We start from the raw sequence: 16,696 nt of genomic DNA, 5'->3' as shown, positions 1-16,696 counted from the left end.
GGTTTACTCGTTTAATTCACTAAACTGTAGCTATGTTGAGACTTCCTATTGAGCTAGAAATTGGCCTGCGCTATACCCGATCCAAGCGTCGTAAGACAGTGGGTAAGCGTGATGGCTTTCTCTCTTTTATTTCCGGAATCTCTACTGCAGGCATCGCTTTAGGCGTTGCAGCTTTGATTGTGGTTCTCTCAGTCATGAATGGCTTTCAGAAGGAAGTGCGCGACCGTATGCTGTCCGTACTCTCCCATATTGAAATTACCGCCCCAGATGGTTTGGCCAACTGGCAGCCGATTGCGCTGAAGGTGGCTGCTCAGCCCCACGTAGTTGGTGTTGCCCCAATGGTGAGTTCACAAGGTTTATTGAGCCGCGAGAATGTTATGCGTGGCGTGGCTATTCGTGGAGTATTACCAAGTGAAGAGGGTAAGGTTTCTGATTTACCCAAGCAGTTCGTTGCTGGCAGTATCGAGGATCTCAAGCCGGGCGCTTTCGGGGTTGCCTTGGGTGCTCAGCTTGCCAATATTGTTGGTGCGCGTGTGGGTGATCGTATTAATTTAATAGTGCCAGAAAGTGATCTGACGCCTGCAGGTGCCATGCCCAGAATGCGAACACTCCAGGTAGTTGGTATTGTAGATAGCGGTCATTATGAATACGACAGTTCTTTGGCGATCATGCATTGGAAAGATGCGGCCGCCTTGTTGCGCTTACAAGACCCATCAGGGTTACGTGTGAAGGTGGATGATATGCAGCGTGCCCCAGAAATTGCCGCTGAATTAGCTCAGGTTGTTCCACAGGCTTTATGGGTAAGCGATTGGTCACGCTCTAACCGAAATTGGTTTGCTGCTGTTCAAACCGAAAGAAAGATGATGTTCATCATCCTCACATTGATCATTGCTGTAGCTGCTTTCAATCTGGTATCTACCTTGGTGATGACTGTCAATGAGAAGCAGGCCGACATTGCGATTTTAAGAACCATGGGTGCAAGCCCAGGGCTCATTCAGCGGATCTTCTTGGTACAAGGCTTAGCGATTGGCTTACTGGGTTCTCTAGCGGGCGTTGGCTTGGGTCTTCTAATTGCATTAAATATCGATGTGATCGTTCCGGCCATTGAAGCGATCTTCCGTGTGCGCTTCTTGCCACGCGATGTGTACTTTATTAGTGAGTTGCCTTCAGATGTTCGTTTATCTGATGTTGTTACGGTTGGCTTGATGGCTTTCGGCCTTTCAGTGTTAGCCACTTTGTATCCAAGTCGCCGCGCGGCCCAAGTTCAGCCTGCGGAGGCATTGCGTTATGAGTAATTCCAATTCAATCATTTTGAGCGCTTCGGGCCTAGCAAAGACCTATGGCAAAGGATCAACTGCAGTTGATGTCCTTAAGGAAATTGATTTGCAGGTAAGCGCTTCTGAGAAGGTGGCTATCGTTGGATCCTCTGGTTCAGGTAAGAGCACCTTGCTGCATCTCTTGGGTGGTTTGGATACGCCGAGCGCGGGCACGGTGATATTGGCTGGAGAGAATCTCCATAAGTTACCTGTTAGAAAATTGGATCAACTGCGTAACCAGAGTCTGGGATTTATTTATCAGTTCCATCACCTCTTAGATGAATTTAGCGCCGTTGAGAATGTGGCTTTGCCTTTACGTATTCGCGGCTTAAGTAACGAAGAGTCTATGGAGCGAGCAAATACGATGTTGCACGCAGTTGGCCTTGCAAAGCGAGTTCAGCACACCCCAGGTGAGCTGTCTGGTGGCGAGCGTCAACGTGTTGCAGTCGCCCGCGCACTAGTGGGTAGCCCCTCTTGCGTCTTGGCGGATGAGCCAACAGGCAATCTCGATACTGAAACTGCTGATGGCGTATTTGACTTGATGTTGGATATTGCTCGTGAGCAGGGCACTGCTTTTGTGATCGTGACCCATGATCCTATTCGCGCCAAGCGTTGTGACCGTATTTTGCATTTAGAGCGCGGAGTATTAAAGACGTTCGCACAATGAGCGATGCCAGCACAGAGCTCGCTTGGGTTGATACCCACTGCCATCTAGATGCGCCAGAGTTTGATGGCACACTTCCGGAAATTGTTTCAAGTGCAGTGAATAAGGGTGTTAAAGCCATTTTGCTGCCGACGGTTCAAGCCTCTGATTGGGAGCAGGCTAAAAATTTAGCAAACCAATACGGCAATCCAATTCCAGGTTTGGTCTATACGCTTGGTATACATCCTCTGTATATCAATCAAGCTCAAGAGAGCGATATCGAGGTTCTTAAAAATCAAATTGAGCAATCATTGGATGATCCGCGTTTCGTAGGTATTGGTGAGATTGGCTTAGATTATTTTGTTGAGGGCCTGGACCCTCAGCGCCAAGAATATTTCTTTCATAAACAGCTCGATTTGGCCCAGCAATTTCAGTTGCCGGTGATTTTGCATGTGCGCCGTTCACAAGATGCCATTCTTAAAGCTCTGCGCAAAAGAACGGTTCCCAGTGGCATAGCGCATGCTTTTAATGGCAGTCATCAACAAGCCGAGCAATTTATTGAACTAGGCTTCAAGCTTGGCTTTGGGGGTGCTGCAACCTATGATCGGGCATTGCAGATTCGTCGCTTATTACAAGAACTTCCGCTGGAGAATATTGTTACCGAAACTGATGCACCTGATATTCCGCCGGCATGGCTTAAGGAGGGGGGCGGTCAATTTAATGAGCCTGCCTTGCTCCCCAGAATTGCTCAGCAATTGGCTGGCATTCGAGGCATTAGTGAAGAAGTATTTGCAAAGGCAGTTTGGCAAAATGCCATGCAGGCATTGCCCCGTTGGTCATCTCTAATGACTAACAACTTAAACCCACAATCCGCTTCTTAAGAACTTGCGCATCAATATTGCGGCGTTCATCGCCGGGGGATCGCTTCTTCTATTTTTGTCTGCCGTGCCAGAGAATTGGGCTTGGATCTGTACAGCGACCATTGTCATTTCCCTATTTGGCGTTTACATCAATTACGCCTCAATCCAAAATCGCTATGGGAGCAGTGCATTTCTAGCAGTTTGTTGTTTCGCCTTAGGATTTGCTTGGAATGCACATTACGCACAAGGTCGATTGGCCAATGTCCTTTCGATAGAGTATGAAAGCAAAGATCTCATTCTCGAGGGGAGGGTTAATGCTTTGCCACAGAGCTCTCCTAGTGGAGCAAAGTTTTCATTTGAGGTGGATCAGGCCTTTTTGGGTAAGGAGTTGATTGAATCATTTCCACCCCAGGTGTATTTGAGTTGGCAGCCAGCATGGCGTAATCCTCAAGATGTACCCGAGGTCATTCCAGGTCAGCGTTGGGAATTCAAGGTCAAGATCAAAAGGCCTTATGGATCTCTTAATCCCTATACCTTTGATTTTGAGCGCTGGTCATTTCATCAAGACTTTGGTGCCAGTGGTTCCGTGCGATCTGGGAAATTGATTGCCGACAAAGATATTCATTTTTCCGAATTCGCTTTAGCCATGGAGTATCAGCGCAGGAAATTACGGCAAAAGATTCAACGCTTACTGCCAAAAGATGCGCGTTATGGTGGTGTGATTACGGCACTTGTGATGGGCGATCAAAACGCAATTGATCAAGATGATTGGCGCGTATTTAATGCCACTGGCATTGGGCATCTCATATCTATCTCAGGACTCCATGTAACGATGTTGGCAGGATTTGGCGCCATGCTCGCTACATTTTTATGGCGTCGTAATACTCTGCCGCTATTGATACCTGTTAGCAAAGTTGCTGCGGCTGCGGGATTTCTGACGGCATTTGTATATGCCTGGCTGGCCGGGTTTCAGATTCCGGCTCAGCGAACTATGTATATGGTGGGTGTGGTTGCCTTTGCGCTTTGGTCTGGCAGAAATCCAAGATCATTTGATATTTGGTGGTGGGCCCTAACCTTTGTGCTACTGATCGATCCAATGGCGCCTTATACGCCAGGGTTCTGGCTTTCATTTGGGGCGGTGGCAGCTATTTTGTATGCGATGCAGGATTCTGATGGCTTATTGGGGTTGCCTACTGGCAGGGAGCTAGAGCTTGATTGGAGATATAGAGTCACTCAAGCACTGCGTGAAGCTTGCCGAGTGCAGGCTGTGGTTACTATTGCGCTTCTTCCATTGACCCTGTATTGGTTTTATCAAGTCTCAATAGTTTCCCCATTGGCAAATGCTGTTGCCATTCCCGTGGTCAGCTATATCGTGACGCCCCTGGCCATAGCTGGCGCTTTATTACCTGACTTCATTGGGAAATGGTTGCTGATACCAGCGCACGCCACGATGGACTACTTAGCCATCATGCTAGCTTGGATGGCGAGCTGGAGGTGGGCCATTGCCTGGTCAAGTCAGCCTACTTGGTGGGCAGTAGGGCTATCCACAATCGGTATTGTCATAGCGATTCGTCCTGGATCCATTCGAGAGGGCTGGCCATCCAGAGCCATTGGGCTCGTATTGTGCGCAACTTTATTTATTCAACCACTAAGTAATATCAATTTGGCAAACGGCGAGTTTAGGGCAACGGTACTCGATATCGGCCAAGGCACAGCAGTCCTGATAGAAACTAAATCAAAAAGATTGCTGTATGACACGGGACCTATTCAGGGGAAAGATAATGCTGGCCAAAGAATTATCCTGCCCTATCTGAGGGGACGGGGAATCAATCATATTGATCGCATGGTAATTAGTCACAGTGATAGCGATCACATTGGAGGCGCTGCAAGCTTACTCAAAGAAATTAGCTTTGAGTTGATGATGGGGTCCTTGCCGAGCACCAATCCTTTGCTTGCAAATTTAGAGGATAGAAAGATCCCCGCTATCCCTTGTCGCTTCAGTCAGAAATGGGTGTGGGATGAGGTGGAGTTTCATATTTGGCATCCCAATGAGTTCACGGTTTTTGAGGATCAGCATCCCAGAAAGCCCAATGAGGTGAGTTGTGTGCTGGAAGTTCGTAATAAAACAACTTCGTTTTGGTTAACGGGTGATGTAGAAAAGCAGGGTGAAGCTGAGATCGTTGAGCGACTAACTCAAGATGCCCTTAATGATTTAAAAGATAGAACGTTGATATTTATGGCGCCACATCACGGCAGCAAAACATCCTCATCTCAAGAGCTTTTAACAGCATTGAGTCCCGACGAAGCATTTGCACAAAATGGGTATCGCAATCGATATGGGCATCCACATCCAACGGTCACCGCCCGATACCAAAGTATGGTTATTCCGTTTTATCAAACGCCAAATACTGGTGCACAAGTTTGGGAATTTCCAGTCAGATCAGACTCAAAGAAAACGGAACCTCATTTTTGGCGGCAGGATAGCAACCGCTTGTGGCATAGGGAGGCAAGGTAGGGTTATTAATGTGTGTATGGTGTGTATAATATAAAAAGGAGATAGATGCATAGTAAAAAACTAATGGAGCTACTGAGGGCGGATGGATGGGAGCTCAGCAGGATAAAGGGGTCGCATCACATCTTTGTTCACAGCACAAAGAGTGGACATATATGCATTCCACATCCCAAAAAAGATTTAGGCATTGGTTTAGTGGAAAAAATATTGAAACAGGCTGATTTAAAGAGGAGTCTCACATGAAATATCCAATTGCAATTGAGCCGGGATCCGCAAAGGAGGCCTGGGGTGTTGTGGTGCCAGATTTGGCCGGATGTTATTCAGCAGGGGATAACGGTATTGATGAAGCGATTGAAAATGCTAAAGAAGCGATAGAGCTATGGATTGAAGTTGCTTTAGATCGCAATCAAGAAATACCAAAGCCAAGCTCTTTAAGGGAGCTGCAAAAGCGGAAAGAATTTAAAGGTTGGACTTGGGCAATCGTTGAGATTGATCCAGCGTTGCTCTCAGATGAAATAGAGCGAATCAATATCACCCTTCCAAAGAGGGTATTGGCAAGATTAGATGCAAAAGCAAAAAAGGCCGGAGAAAACAGGTCCGCGTTTATTGCGTATCTAGCATTAACCGCCTGAGATGCTAAATTTAACCTTGCGCCTTCCTCATCTTGATATTCAGCGTAAACTAAAGGTGTGAAAAAATTCATCACGCTTCTCTTTATCAGCCTCTTCGTCAGTCAAATTAATGCTGCGATGATGCCTGTTGATTTGAATGTAGCAAGTGGTGAGGTAGCCATCTCCAGCTATGACCATTGCCAAGAGACTGCATCAATTGGCCATATTGAAGAGGGCAAGTCGAGTGCTAATGCCGGCGCTTCCCATTATTGCTGTGCAGTAGTGGCAATTCTGATTACTCCGCCTGATTTTTTTGCACCCAAGCAGCCTGAGACGTATACGCATATCAATACCGAATTACTTGCATCTAATATTACCGAGTCCATTTACAAGCCTCCCAGAACTTATCTGTAATCACTTTTGATTGTGGCATCTAGATGCCTTTAGATAATTTCCGTTTTGGAGAATAGCAATGAATATGACTCACTATATGCAGTTATTGGCTGATAACCAGCCTTGGAATCTGTTGATCTTTATGGCCATACCAGTTGTGCTGGCCGAGACTTTAGCAATCACCGAGCTTTACATTCTGTTTACGCGAAAGTTCGATGGCTTTGTTTATCACCTGAATCGTTTTTCAGGAACAACAGTAGGCTTATATTTTATTGGTGTCATCGCTTATTTAATGACTACTGCGGTACTGCCCATCACAAAAAATAATGAATGGCGTACTGCCATTGATGTGATAGCAGTAGGCAGTTATTTGATTGGCGGTTTACCTTTAATCTGGATTGCTTTGCAGGAATTTGGTTTTGTAAATAAAGCCTTAGATCAAATGGGCAAACTCAAAATTCATGCAATTTGTGTTGCATTATTTTTGGTGTTTGGGCACATCGCCATGATTGCTGGCATGCTAGATCCATCTCTCCTGGGTTACAAAGGTAACAGTGCTCACCAAATGGGTGCCGCTAGCAGTGATGCTGACCATGAGTTCTGTCATCCAGAGATGCACGAAGGAATGAAGGCAATGCATCAGCAGATGATGAGTGGCGGCAATATGCCAAACAGTAATCCCAATAAAATGCCAATGAATTCACAAGGCCATTCTCACTAAGTAGGAAGTGACGAGTGCAGAAAAACCGCCCTCGGGCGGTTTTTCATTAGACGACTCAGAAATTACTCTAACTCTAATTTCTGCTTGGTAACCACATCTTTATATGTTGCATATTCAGCAGCTATTTCTTTGGAGAATGCCTCTGGACCATTAACGTTAATGATGGATCCAGTGTCTTCAATGCGCTTTTTAACTGCGGGATCTTGTACAGCCTTTTGAGCGGCTGCATAAATCTTATCTACAACATCCTTAGGTAGACCTGCTGGACCCAATAGGCCGTAGTAGGCCATTCTGTTTGCTGGTGCTAAACCTACTTCAGCAAATGTTGGAACGTTCGGCAGGATCGCTAGACGTTTTGGTGCGGCAATCACAATTGGAATTAGCCTGCCATCTTTGATGAAGGGGAGGGCAGAAGGTAAGTTGTCGAACATGATGGGTACTTGACCGGCTACCACATCGATAAGGCCAGGGCCTGCGCCACGGTAAGGGATGTGAACGATAAATGTTCCAGTCAAACTCTTAAACAATTCTGTTTGCATGTGACCGATACCGCCGGTACCTGAACTTGCATAAGAATATTTACCGGGATTCTTTTTGATAACTTCAATAAACGTTTTGTAATCTCGTGCTGGGAATGATGGGTTCACCACGATGACATTTGGTGTCGCAGCAATATTCGTAATTGCCGTGAAATCCTTCAGTGGGTCATATCCAATCTTGCCATTAATCGCTGGATTAGATGCTGTAGTCGAGATTGTTGCAATTCCTAGTGTGTAGCCATCCTTTGGGGCACGCACCACTTCTAGGGCGCCAACAGAGCCACCACCACCTGCTTTGTTTTCTACGATGACAGATTGACCTAGTTGTTTGCTTAAAGGGTCGGCCATGCTGCGTGCAATGATGTCAGTGCTACCGCCAGGGGCAAACGGAACAATGATCTTGATGGGTTTGCTGGGATAGTTTTGGGCTATTGCGCCAAAGCTAATCAATGAGCCGCAGGCTATCGCAATCAATTTGCTTACTAATGTCATTACTTAATCTCCAAAAAAGGCAATTCATGGGAATTGTTAATTTATGCCCTGTATTAAGAATAGTAGACGACTGAGGATGTGAAGAGTGCTCTTTTCCCTCATTTGGGGCAGGGCTTTTATGCTTCAAGGCTGCAGAAAAGCAAAAAGGCTTCTGAGTCAATTGACCTAGAAGCCTTCTACTTATTTGGTTGCGGGGGCAGGATTTGAACCTACGACCTTCGGGTTATGAGCCCGTATATATTGGTATTTCTGAGTATTCCTAAGTATTACCAAAATGGCTTAACATCTTAATATATATAGTTTTTAACGACTTTAGCAATACTCTAAGTATTGCCAAATATTCCCTTATATTGCTATTATTGGGTTACATAGCGGTTACATGAACCTTTTTCGGGGTATAAACGGGATGGCAAAGAACCAAAACTTTACTGCTGGCAGGGTTGAGGCTTACAAGTGCGAAGCTGGAAAAGAGCAATCCATCCTTTGGGATGGCAAGTCTGCCGGATTGGGTCTAAGGGCTACTGCCGCAGGCGCTAAGTCCTATATTTTCCAAACTAAGCTACATAGCAAGACCCTTAGACTCACTATTGGTGATGTTCGCACCTACACCATTAGCAAGGCCCAAGCAGAAGCAAACCGACTTAAAGCATTAACCGACCAAGGTATTGACCCTAGAGAGTTGGCTAAAGCCCAAAAAGAAGAAACCGACGCTAAAGCCGCCGATGAAAAAAGCAAAGAGCTTTTGGTGGGTCAAGTGTGGAATGAGTATCTTGATTACCAAAAAGACAAAATGACTAGACCTCATATTGAGAGAGGCAAGAAATGGGGCGCGAGGCACTTAAAAGACCATGAGAACTTATCTCAGGCAGGCGGCGAGGAAAGAAAACGCAGTAAAGAGAAAACCAAGGCGGGTGTTTTATATCCTCTCATGTCTATGCGGATGGTCGACATTTCAGCCGATGTATTGGCCGACTGGCAAAAGGTCGAAGCTTCAACAAGAGCCAATAATGCCCGTCAAGGGTTTGAAATGTTTAGAGCGTTTTGGCGTTGGTGCTCAATCAGGCCTGAGTATTTAAAAATTATTGATGTGAACGCAGTAGAGAGCAAGGAATTGCGCGATGAAGTGCCCAGTCGTAAGAGTAAGCGTTTTGATGTATTGCAACGCGCTCAGCTAAAGCCGTGGTTTAAGGCGGTTAATTCCCTAAATAGCAAAGTTGCTAAAGTCTACCTACAAGCGGTAATCCTAACGGGCGCGCGGAGGGAAGAAATGGCAAATCTGAAATGGGTTGATGTTGATTTTCAATGGAATGCCGTGTGGCTCAAAGACAAGGTGGAAGAGCAGGGCAGGAAAATACCGCTCACCCCTTATTTAAAAGGCTTGATTGAGAATTTACCAAGGCGCAATGAATGGGTGTTTAGTAGTCCCTTATCTAAGGATGGAAGATATACCGACCCAAGCGTTTCTCATCATCGCGCTTTAGACCTTGCTCAGTTGCCGCCCGTAACCATTCATGGATTGCGCCGAACTTTTGCTTCATTGGCTGAATGGGTGGAAATGCCCGTGGGGATTGTTGCTGAAATTAAGGGGCATAAGCCAAGCGCAACGGCTGAAAAGCACTATATATCGCGCCCTATTGAATTGTTGGCTATTTGGCATACCAAATATGAGGCTTGGATTTTGGAGCAGGCAGGTATTGAATTTAAGCCTCAGGATGGCGCGCAATTGCTTAAAGTGGTTGGCGGTACTTCTGCCCAGGCATAAATATTCGATAAATTACTTGTTAACTGTTAACTTACACGCTACACTATAACCAATGATTAAATCATTCAAGCACAAGGGCTTAGAAATCTTCTTTCTCACGGGAAGTAAGGAAGGGATTCAAGCCCACCATGCAAAGAAGTTGCAAATACTGTTAACGGCTTTAAACAATGCTAAGGATGAAAACGATATGAGGACTCCTGCTTGGAATCTTCATCTACTATCCGGTAACTTGGATAAGCATTGGTCGGTATCAGTGAATGGCAATTGGCGAATGACATTCAGATTTGAGGGCGATGATGCCGTTTTGGTCAATTATCAGGATTACCACTAAGAGGAATGAATATGGGGGATATGCACAATCCGGCGCATCCTAGCGAAGTGTTACGGGAATGGATGCCCGAAAATTTAACGGTTACGGATGCCGCCGAGCAATTGAAAGTCTCGCGCCCTACATTTTCCAAAATATTGAATGGAAAAGCGGGAATCTCTGCGGACATGGCGCTAAGGCTATCTGCATGGCTTGGTACTTCGCCAGACTTGTGGCTTGGTATGCAGTTGCAATGGGACTTATGGCAAGCCAAGAAAGCCCGCATACCCAAGATTAAGCGTTTAGTCGTGAACGGCAAAGAGGCTTAGCCATGGGTGGGCGCGATAAAAGCCATGGATATTCTTTCCTTTCTTCATTGGCTAATCCAACAGAGGCGGCGGCCTATTTGGATGCTGTCATGGAGTTGAATGATAAAGAGGTTCTATTGGTTTCGTTGCGCCATGTAGCCCAGGCAAACGGGATTATAGAAATTGATTCTCTGGATGAGAGTAGTAATCCAACGCTAGATACCATGAATAGAATCTTGCATTCTGTTGGGTTAAGGTTGAGTGTGACTGAGCTTCATGCGTAAGCCATCTCAGCCTAGCAATAAAAATAGTGTTGCATTAAACGCATCACTGATTCGGGGCAAGCTAGATGACGCGCTGACTGAGGCAATAAAGCTATATGAAAGTTCTGCTGAAAGGCTTGGAGTAAGCATTGATGTAGAGGGCTGCAAGTCAAGCCTAAGAGATTCAGATAATTTGGCTGCTTTGAAAAAAGCCTACGAATCTCCTGAAAAACGACAGTTACTTGGGGCTTATGTATCTGCGCGAGAGGCTCTGCATTCTCTGCATTGTAGGGTCGAGAAAGCTAAGATTCTGGATGGCGATATGAATCAGGTTGATATATCCCATCTGCTTGACTCATTTCGATTGCTTGGTGTGGCTAGTTACTGCATTTTTGATAAGCATCTTCAGGAGGATTTTGCAGAGGCAATGGATGCAAATTTGAGACATGCAAGAGAAGTGCGCCAGGATCCGACAAGAAAAATGCGTAACGAAGCCAATAGGCTGTACGACCCCACTATTTTTAAGAGCAAAAACAAAGCCAAGTACGCTTTAAAAGGGGCATTGATAGATTTTGCAAGCAGGGAAGATATTAGATTCGAATTTAAAGGCGACAATATTGAAGAGACCATTTACGGATGGCTTCTTTACCCAGAAGGTAGGCCGGAGAGAAAAACAGCTAAATAATGTTGTTTTAAAATCACAGCGTCTCTGCAGAGACCATCTATTCGTAATGCCTCGTATTGCATAAATTAACTATGTACCGAAATTTATCGGGATACATAGGAATCAATAATCATGCAATTACCTGAGTTGACTACAACTGAAGCATTTGCGCAGTCGGCTAAATGCTCAACAAAAACCATTAGAAAAAATTACTGCCTAACCGGGCATTGCTATGGCATCAAACCTGTAAAAGTAGGTGGGCGCCTGTTGTGGCCGATCTCCGAGATTGTCAAACTTTTGAATGGCGAATCCTTGGGGGTGGAATCACGCAACTACATTAGTGAAGAGGTTTCGGAATATCAAGCCAGTCGGTATATGGAGGTATCCCATGGCTGAGGATAGATTGCGTAGAGGTGCAATTCAATCAGCACCCAAGAAGCAGGTTGAACCATTCATACAAATACCCTCAGAGGTCCTCAATAGTTCGGCGTACATAGACTTGAGCTATGCAGCTAGAGCTGCACTTATTGAAATCCTTCATTTTTATAGGGGCAACAATAACGGCTCAATATGGATCTCATCCGAAACGGTTGCTAAAAGAGGCTTCTCAAAAAACACCATGACCAGAGCGGTCAAGGAGCTCATCGCGCATGGGATGATTTATCAAACTCGTCGCGGAGGAAATCTGAGTGGGGTATGTAACTTATACGCCATCACCTGGAAGCGTATCAATAAGGCGGAGGGGCAATTTTTAAATCAGTTTGTGAGCTATGCCTATCAGAACTGGAAGTCTTCTGTGGAAAAAAATGAGGGGTCAAAAATTGGGAGGGGGCATCCCAAGAATTGGGAATGCAGGCCGAAAAAGCTTAAGTTTAAGAAACCTATGGGAACGAGTGGGGGTCTAGTTAACGCAGAAACAATGATCCTCTCGTTCCCAAATATTGGGAGCTACTTAGATATGCCATATATACAGCAAGGAAAGCCAATGAAGATTGTGCAACCTAAGTTATTAAACATAAAACTTTATGACCAAAAGGAATTGGAAAAATCGTTCTTAGTAACTTATGGAACTTTTGCTCCAAATAAATTTAACCAGGATAAAAAATGACTCAACAATTAACGAAGATTTATGACTTAGCCTACTGTATTGAACGAGGCCTAAATGAGGTGCATCTTGAGCAATCATGTGGCGTTAGTGAGCAAGCACAGACAATCAAACTCAACAAACTTCATGTCAAGTTATTGGCAGAGCAAATGAAGCTCATTGAAGTTAACTACACAGCCCAGATCCGTCTAGTGGTGCGTACCAAATTAGATGAACTTTTGGATGCCATAAGTGAGCATTGGGGAGATCTTTCTAATGATAAGCATGTGGACGTATGTCATTTAACCAGTGCCAAGACACTCTATGAAAAGGCGCAAACGGTTTGCTCCATTGCTGGATGTGATGATGACTCGAGCCTGGGAGAAGAGGGCGATGCGTTAGATGCTTCAGGCAGCCAACTTACATTGCCTGCAACCCAGTCATGAGACAAGACGAGTTAACACCTTTGGGGGCTGGCAATATGGAGCCTCACCCTAGTGTAGGAGCTGGGTCAGAAGATGGCTCTCAAACCCAGCACGATCAAGGCGAAGTTCTGAACCCTACCCCCTTAAATAGCATGCACAAGATCAGGCTCAATGATGCCGAAACGATCCGGATGGAGATGGCAAGGCTATACAGGGATATGAGGATGGGGCGCATTGATACGCAAGATGGCACGCGTTTGGCCTATGTCTTAGACATGGTGCGCAAAGCCCATGAGACTTGTGAGTTACAGCGTCGGGTAGAAATTATTGATCAGGCAAACAAAATCAGGAAACACACAAAATGAACCAAAAACCATTAAGTGCTGCTTATGAGCACATGACTAACCATCAGCTGGCTGCTGCAGCGTATGCCCATCTTGGCGATGAGCTAGAGTCGCTTCGAATCCAATCCGTGGTTCCCCGCAAAACCTACACCATGTTAGATACCCAGTTTGTAGAAAAATTAGAGCGTATCCATTACGCAATCTATGCCTGGGCTGTTGACTATTGGCGACTTGAATCCTTTTATGCAGCTGCTATTTTGAAGATGGCGTACGCCCATATCAAGGATGAGATGATTAATCCAAATCAGCATTTAGAGGCATTGGCGCGCGGAAAGCAGTTGATTACCGCCCATCTTGAGGCGCTAAAGGAAGTATGCCAGGCGCATGGAATTGACTATAAGACAATATTGAAGAGAAATCATATTACTGCCGATATTGACATCACCATGGGCGTTGATCTGGAGCATAAGGCTGCTGTAATTAAAGCGCTAGAGACATTGCTTTCAATAGAGTGAGGATGCAAAGCAGTATGTGACCACTTAACGCGATGGCAATAGACTGGATCTGTCATGGAAAGCAATAATCCTCCCCCGGGGAGGGATTATGCCGACACAGACATATGTAGAAAGAGTTGCAACGATATGTGGTTAAACTGTAATTAATTCTATTAATTACAGTGAATTGCATATGTCAAAACCATTAGCACCCTCAAAGCAGCTAGCAGCCAAAGTCTCATATGCGGCTTTAAAAATACTTAAGGCAAAGGGTGGTGAGGCCCCCGGGAAAGATGTTGTTGATGAGGTTGGTAAAACTGTTGAGCTCGATGATTGGGCTAAGTCAACTTATGAAAAAACTGGAAAGATTCGGTGGGAATCAATTCTTCACTTTTATAGTATTGATTTAATTAAAGCCGGTTTTTTGGTTAAGAAAAAAGGAGTTTGGTATTTGACTCCTGAGGGTGATGCTGCACTTGCACTAGGTGAGGTTGAGTTACTCGCTACTGCTAGTCAGGCATATAGAAGTTGGAGAGAGGCAAATCCTAAAAAAGAAAAAGAAGACATCAAGTCCGATGTGATTGATGAGGACTCTGATAGAAAGAGTGTCACAGAACAAGCTCAAGAAGCAACCCTCCAAGAAATGGAAGAGCTTGCTAATGAAGGTTTAAGAAATCAAATTAATAGCCTTAACCCTTACGAGTTCCAAGATCTCGTTGGCGCGCTCTTACGAGCTATGGGTTATCACACCCCATTTATTGCGCCTAAAGGCAAGGATGGTGGGGTAGACATCATCGCCTACCAGGATCCTTTGGGTGTAGTAGCTCCAAGGATCAAGGTTCAAATTAAGCATAGAGAATCCTCTGCTAGCGTTGATGAGGTGCGCCAGTTGATGGGCTTATTGCAAAGAGATGGTGATGTTGGGATCTTCGTATCTTCGGGTGGATTTACTTATGACACGAAAATGACCGCTAGAGCTTCGCACATTCACGTGGAGCTCATTGACTTAGATAGATTGATTGAGCTGTGGCAGGAGTTCTACTCGAAGCTTGAGGATGAAGATAAGAATAGATTACGCTTAAAGCCCATATATTTTTACGAGCCGATTAATTAGATTCTTAGAGTTGGTGTCTGAGCCAAAGAAGCCAAAGACAAAACCAATTTTAAGTATCTGGCACTCTGAAATTTCTTACCTGTAAACCTGCTAGATTAATAGTTAAATGAGCCACACCTCTTGTATGTTGGAAACTAATGTTTTTAATGCGCTAAGAGATAAGTATCTAGATGATAAATTATTGCCTAGCCGAGTTTGCGCGAGCTGCTGAGTTTGATTCAAAAAAATAAAAAGAGAAAACTTGATGAGTGCTAAAGACTTAATGGGTAATTGGGAAATTATTTTCATAATTTTCTTATCAAATTTGCCGCTTATTTTATTGGCATATTTTCGTACATGGGTATTTAACAAGCTTAATGCATCCATAAAGCATGAATATGATGCAAAGTTAGAGGCAATGAAGTCGCAACTCCAAGAAAAATCTAATGAAACTAAAACTTTACTTGATGTTTCCTTGTCTGGAATTCCACAACGCAATGCCATAAACCACAAACGCCAATTAGAGGCGATTGATCAGTTAACCGAGGCTTTTTATAAAGCGTACAAAATGCAATCTTTGGTTCAGACTACATCGACGCTTAATATGCCCGAAATGTCTAAAAGAGCTGGCGATGAAAAAATTCAAGTTTTGTCTAAATCACTTTTGGCTGGCATTGAGGATAGCTACGTAAAGGAAGATCCAGCGTGGACTGCCCGCCCTTTTGTAAGCATCATTTCATGGCAATATTATCAGGCATATAGAAATATTGTGACTTATTCCTACCTTAAATTAAAGATCATCTCTCTGGGGGTTAAAGAAAATGATTTGGTCTACAGTCGCATCAAGGAGTTGTCAAAGTTGGCATTGCCAGATAGGTCGGTAGAAATAGATGCATTGCCAGAGTTTGGTTTGGGCTGGCTGGATATTCTATCTAACCTTGAGACAAATCTAATAGAGGAGTTTGGGTTAATGATTGCCGGTCACTCGGCAGATACTCAAAATATAGAGAGAGTCAAAGCGATTAAGGAGCAAATTAAGCTTGCCGATCAATTTAACCGGGCAAACACAGTAGTTACTCTATCAACGGTGAGTTCGGTCATAAAGTCCGACCCTGATTTGCGGTTAAACCCACCCTAATCCCCTCCGAATTACGACATAGTTGCGATTTTTGATTTTTTCTAAGTAAAAAGATTTTCAAATTTGTGACCTAGAGGCCTTTTATTTATTTGGTTGCAGGGAGTGATTTATTTATTATTTTAAGTTCTGCATAAGCCCAGCCGTCCAAAAGTAGGCGTTACAGGTATCTAGTGGTTATTTAAAAACCAAATCAATCCGCTTGATATTAATTTCATGTTGATGAACCTCCAGTTCCTCATATTCATCCGTCTCTGCAAACTTTGGATCAGATAAATCAAAGAAACTATCACTGCATAGAAGCTCAATAGAGGCGGTGACGAAGTTTGCACTACGAACGTCGTTCAGAATCCTGCTTAGGGTCAATGGGTCATCTATTGACCAAATAATTCCGGTTTCAAATTGCTTCCCGGCATGATCAAAGCGAAATATTTTAGAGTCTTCATCCTCTAATTCAAGTATCGGATTTGATGATCCATAAATACGAAGATTGGTGATATGGTTTGCAAATAATTCATTGATGATGGGTCGACGCCTAAGTAGATACTGGTCGCGCACTGTAGGCTTGAACAGTAGCCCCTCAATTGAGAGTGCGCTTGTGATTTCAGGCCAGGGTTCATCATCAATGATGGCGGCGTCAGATCGGTAAGAGGTGCAAACTCCTCCTTTAAGGCTTCTCCAAAAGGAAAGCCATACTGAGTTTTTTGTTTCTGGATTCACAGTAGTAATC

At 44.5% G+C, this 16,696-nt stretch carries 22 protein-coding genes; 20 read left to right on the top strand and 2 right to left on the bottom strand.

From position 1 onward, the window contains the following. Window positions 1–35 precede the first annotated feature (35 nt). The 8 genes from ICN11_RS08505 to ICN11_RS08470 are packed head-to-tail and all read left to right on the top strand — an operon-like array spanning window position 36 to window position 7,056. Window positions 36–1,295 (top strand): lipoprotein-releasing ABC transporter permease subunit, encoded by a 1,260-nt coding sequence (locus tag ICN11_RS08505; protein WP_216224943.1) that lies wholly within the window; start codon window positions 36–38, stop codon window positions 1,293–1,295. Further along, complete coding sequence (gene lolD / locus ICN11_RS08500) at window positions 1,288–1,983, top strand: lipoprotein-releasing ABC transporter ATP-binding protein LolD (protein WP_216230007.1); 696 nt, start codon at window positions 1,288–1,290, stop codon at window positions 1,981–1,983. Before ICN11_RS08505 ends, lolD begins: the two co-directional genes overlap by 8 nt. Beyond that, on the top strand, window positions 1,980–2,840 hold the full coding sequence (locus ICN11_RS08495) for a TatD family hydrolase (RefSeq protein ID WP_216230006.1): 861 nt from the start codon (window positions 1,980–1,982) through the stop codon (window positions 2,838–2,840). Before lolD ends, ICN11_RS08495 begins: the two co-directional genes overlap by 4 nt. A gap of 4 nt (window positions 2,841–2,844) precedes the next feature. Next, window positions 2,845–5,334 (top strand): DNA internalization-related competence protein ComEC/Rec2, encoded by a 2,490-nt coding sequence (locus ICN11_RS08490; protein WP_255539925.1) that lies wholly within the window; start codon window positions 2,845–2,847, stop codon window positions 5,332–5,334. A gap of 45 nt (window positions 5,335–5,379) precedes the next feature. Further along, window positions 5,380–5,574, top strand: coding sequence for a type II toxin-antitoxin system HicA family toxin (locus tag ICN11_RS08485; RefSeq protein WP_216230005.1), 195 nt, complete (start codon window positions 5,380–5,382; stop codon window positions 5,572–5,574). Beyond that, window positions 5,571–5,963, top strand: coding sequence for a type II toxin-antitoxin system HicB family antitoxin (locus ICN11_RS08480; protein ID WP_216230004.1), 393 nt, complete (start codon window positions 5,571–5,573; stop codon window positions 5,961–5,963). The genes ICN11_RS08485 and ICN11_RS08480 overlap by 4 nt, the downstream gene beginning before the upstream one ends. A gap of 57 nt (window positions 5,964–6,020) precedes the next feature. Continuing rightward, on the top strand, window positions 6,021–6,356 hold the full coding sequence (locus ICN11_RS08475) for a hypothetical protein (protein ID WP_216230003.1): 336 nt from the start codon (window positions 6,021–6,023) through the stop codon (window positions 6,354–6,356). A gap of 58 nt (window positions 6,357–6,414) precedes the next feature. After that, window positions 6,415–7,056, top strand: coding sequence for a DUF6803 family protein (locus ICN11_RS08470; protein WP_216230002.1), 642 nt, complete (start codon window positions 6,415–6,417; stop codon window positions 7,054–7,056). Between the two features lie 62 nt (window positions 7,057–7,118). On the opposite strand, the gene ICN11_RS08465 is transcribed toward ICN11_RS08470, so the two are convergent. Further along, the gene (locus ICN11_RS08465) at window positions 7,119–8,087 is read right to left on the bottom strand and encodes a tripartite tricarboxylate transporter substrate binding protein BugE (protein WP_216230001.1); all 969 of its coding nucleotides are present in this window, start codon (window positions 8,085–8,087) and stop codon (window positions 7,119–7,121) included. A 406-nt stretch (window positions 8,088–8,493) separates the two neighbouring features. Here ICN11_RS08465 and ICN11_RS08460 point away from each other — a divergent pair, with 406 nt between their 5' ends. From ICN11_RS08460 to ICN11_RS08405, 12 genes are all read left to right on the top strand, one after another. Beyond that, window positions 8,494–9,849, top strand: a complete 1,356-nt coding sequence (locus ICN11_RS08460; protein WP_216230000.1) for an integrase family protein — start codon at window positions 8,494–8,496, stop codon at window positions 9,847–9,849. Between the two features lie 52 nt (window positions 9,850–9,901). Next, window positions 9,902–10,180 (top strand): type II toxin-antitoxin system RelE/ParE family toxin, encoded by a 279-nt coding sequence (locus tag ICN11_RS08455; RefSeq protein ID WP_216229999.1) that lies wholly within the window; start codon window positions 9,902–9,904, stop codon window positions 10,178–10,180. An 11-nt stretch (window positions 10,181–10,191) separates the two neighbouring features. Then, window positions 10,192–10,485 carry a HigA family addiction module antitoxin gene (locus tag ICN11_RS08450; protein WP_216229998.1) on the top strand — a complete coding sequence of 98 codons (294 nt, stop codon included), beginning with the start codon at window positions 10,192–10,194 and terminating at the stop codon, window positions 10,483–10,485. A 2-nt stretch (window positions 10,486–10,487) separates the two neighbouring features. Next, window positions 10,488–10,748: a DNA-binding protein gene (locus tag ICN11_RS08445; protein ID WP_255539924.1), complete on the top strand. Its 261-nt coding sequence runs from the start codon at window positions 10,488–10,490 to the stop codon at window positions 10,746–10,748. Between the two features lie 172 nt (window positions 10,749–10,920). Next, on the top strand, window positions 10,921–11,412 hold the full coding sequence (locus tag ICN11_RS08440) for a hypothetical protein (protein ID WP_216229997.1): 492 nt from the start codon (window positions 10,921–10,923) through the stop codon (window positions 11,410–11,412). 111 nt (window positions 11,413–11,523) lie between these two features. Beyond that, a complete protein-coding gene (locus tag ICN11_RS08435; RefSeq protein WP_216229996.1) occupies window positions 11,524–11,787 on the top strand; it encodes a hypothetical protein in 264 nt (87 codons plus the stop codon). Then, window positions 11,780–12,499 (top strand): hypothetical protein, encoded by a 720-nt coding sequence (locus ICN11_RS08430; protein ID WP_216229995.1) that lies wholly within the window; start codon window positions 11,780–11,782, stop codon window positions 12,497–12,499. The genes ICN11_RS08435 and ICN11_RS08430 overlap by 8 nt, the downstream gene beginning before the upstream one ends. Next, window positions 12,496–12,921 (top strand): hypothetical protein, encoded by a 426-nt coding sequence (locus ICN11_RS08425; protein WP_216229994.1) that lies wholly within the window; start codon window positions 12,496–12,498, stop codon window positions 12,919–12,921. The genes ICN11_RS08430 and ICN11_RS08425 overlap by 4 nt, the downstream gene beginning before the upstream one ends. Further along, window positions 12,918–13,265 (top strand): hypothetical protein, encoded by a 348-nt coding sequence (locus ICN11_RS08420; RefSeq protein WP_216229993.1) that lies wholly within the window; start codon window positions 12,918–12,920, stop codon window positions 13,263–13,265. Before ICN11_RS08425 ends, ICN11_RS08420 begins: the two co-directional genes overlap by 4 nt. Further along, complete coding sequence (locus tag ICN11_RS08415) at window positions 13,262–13,759, top strand: hypothetical protein (protein ID WP_216229992.1); 498 nt, start codon at window positions 13,262–13,264, stop codon at window positions 13,757–13,759. Before ICN11_RS08420 ends, ICN11_RS08415 begins: the two co-directional genes overlap by 4 nt. Before the next feature lie 172 nt (window positions 13,760–13,931). Further along, complete coding sequence (locus ICN11_RS08410; protein ID WP_216229991.1) at window positions 13,932–14,852, top strand: restriction endonuclease; 921 nt, start codon at window positions 13,932–13,934, stop codon at window positions 14,850–14,852. A gap of 244 nt (window positions 14,853–15,096) precedes the next feature. Then, on the top strand, window positions 15,097–15,969 hold the full coding sequence (locus tag ICN11_RS08405; protein ID WP_216229990.1) for a hypothetical protein: 873 nt from the start codon (window positions 15,097–15,099) through the stop codon (window positions 15,967–15,969). Between the two features lie 174 nt (window positions 15,970–16,143). On the opposite strand, the gene ICN11_RS08400 is transcribed toward ICN11_RS08405, so the two are convergent. Beyond that, window positions 16,144–16,686: a hypothetical protein gene (locus ICN11_RS08400; protein WP_216229989.1), complete on the bottom strand. Its 543-nt coding sequence runs from the start codon at window positions 16,684–16,686 to the stop codon at window positions 16,144–16,146. Between the last annotated feature and the right edge of the window lie 10 nt (window positions 16,687–16,696).

It is taken from the genome of Polynucleobacter sp. 78F-HAINBA (assembly GCF_018882325.1).
GTDB lineage: Bacteria > Pseudomonadota > Gammaproteobacteria > Burkholderiales > Burkholderiaceae > Polynucleobacter.
The sequence above is the reverse complement of the archived record's forward strand: the minus strand, read 5'-3'. Positions and strand labels throughout refer to the sequence as shown.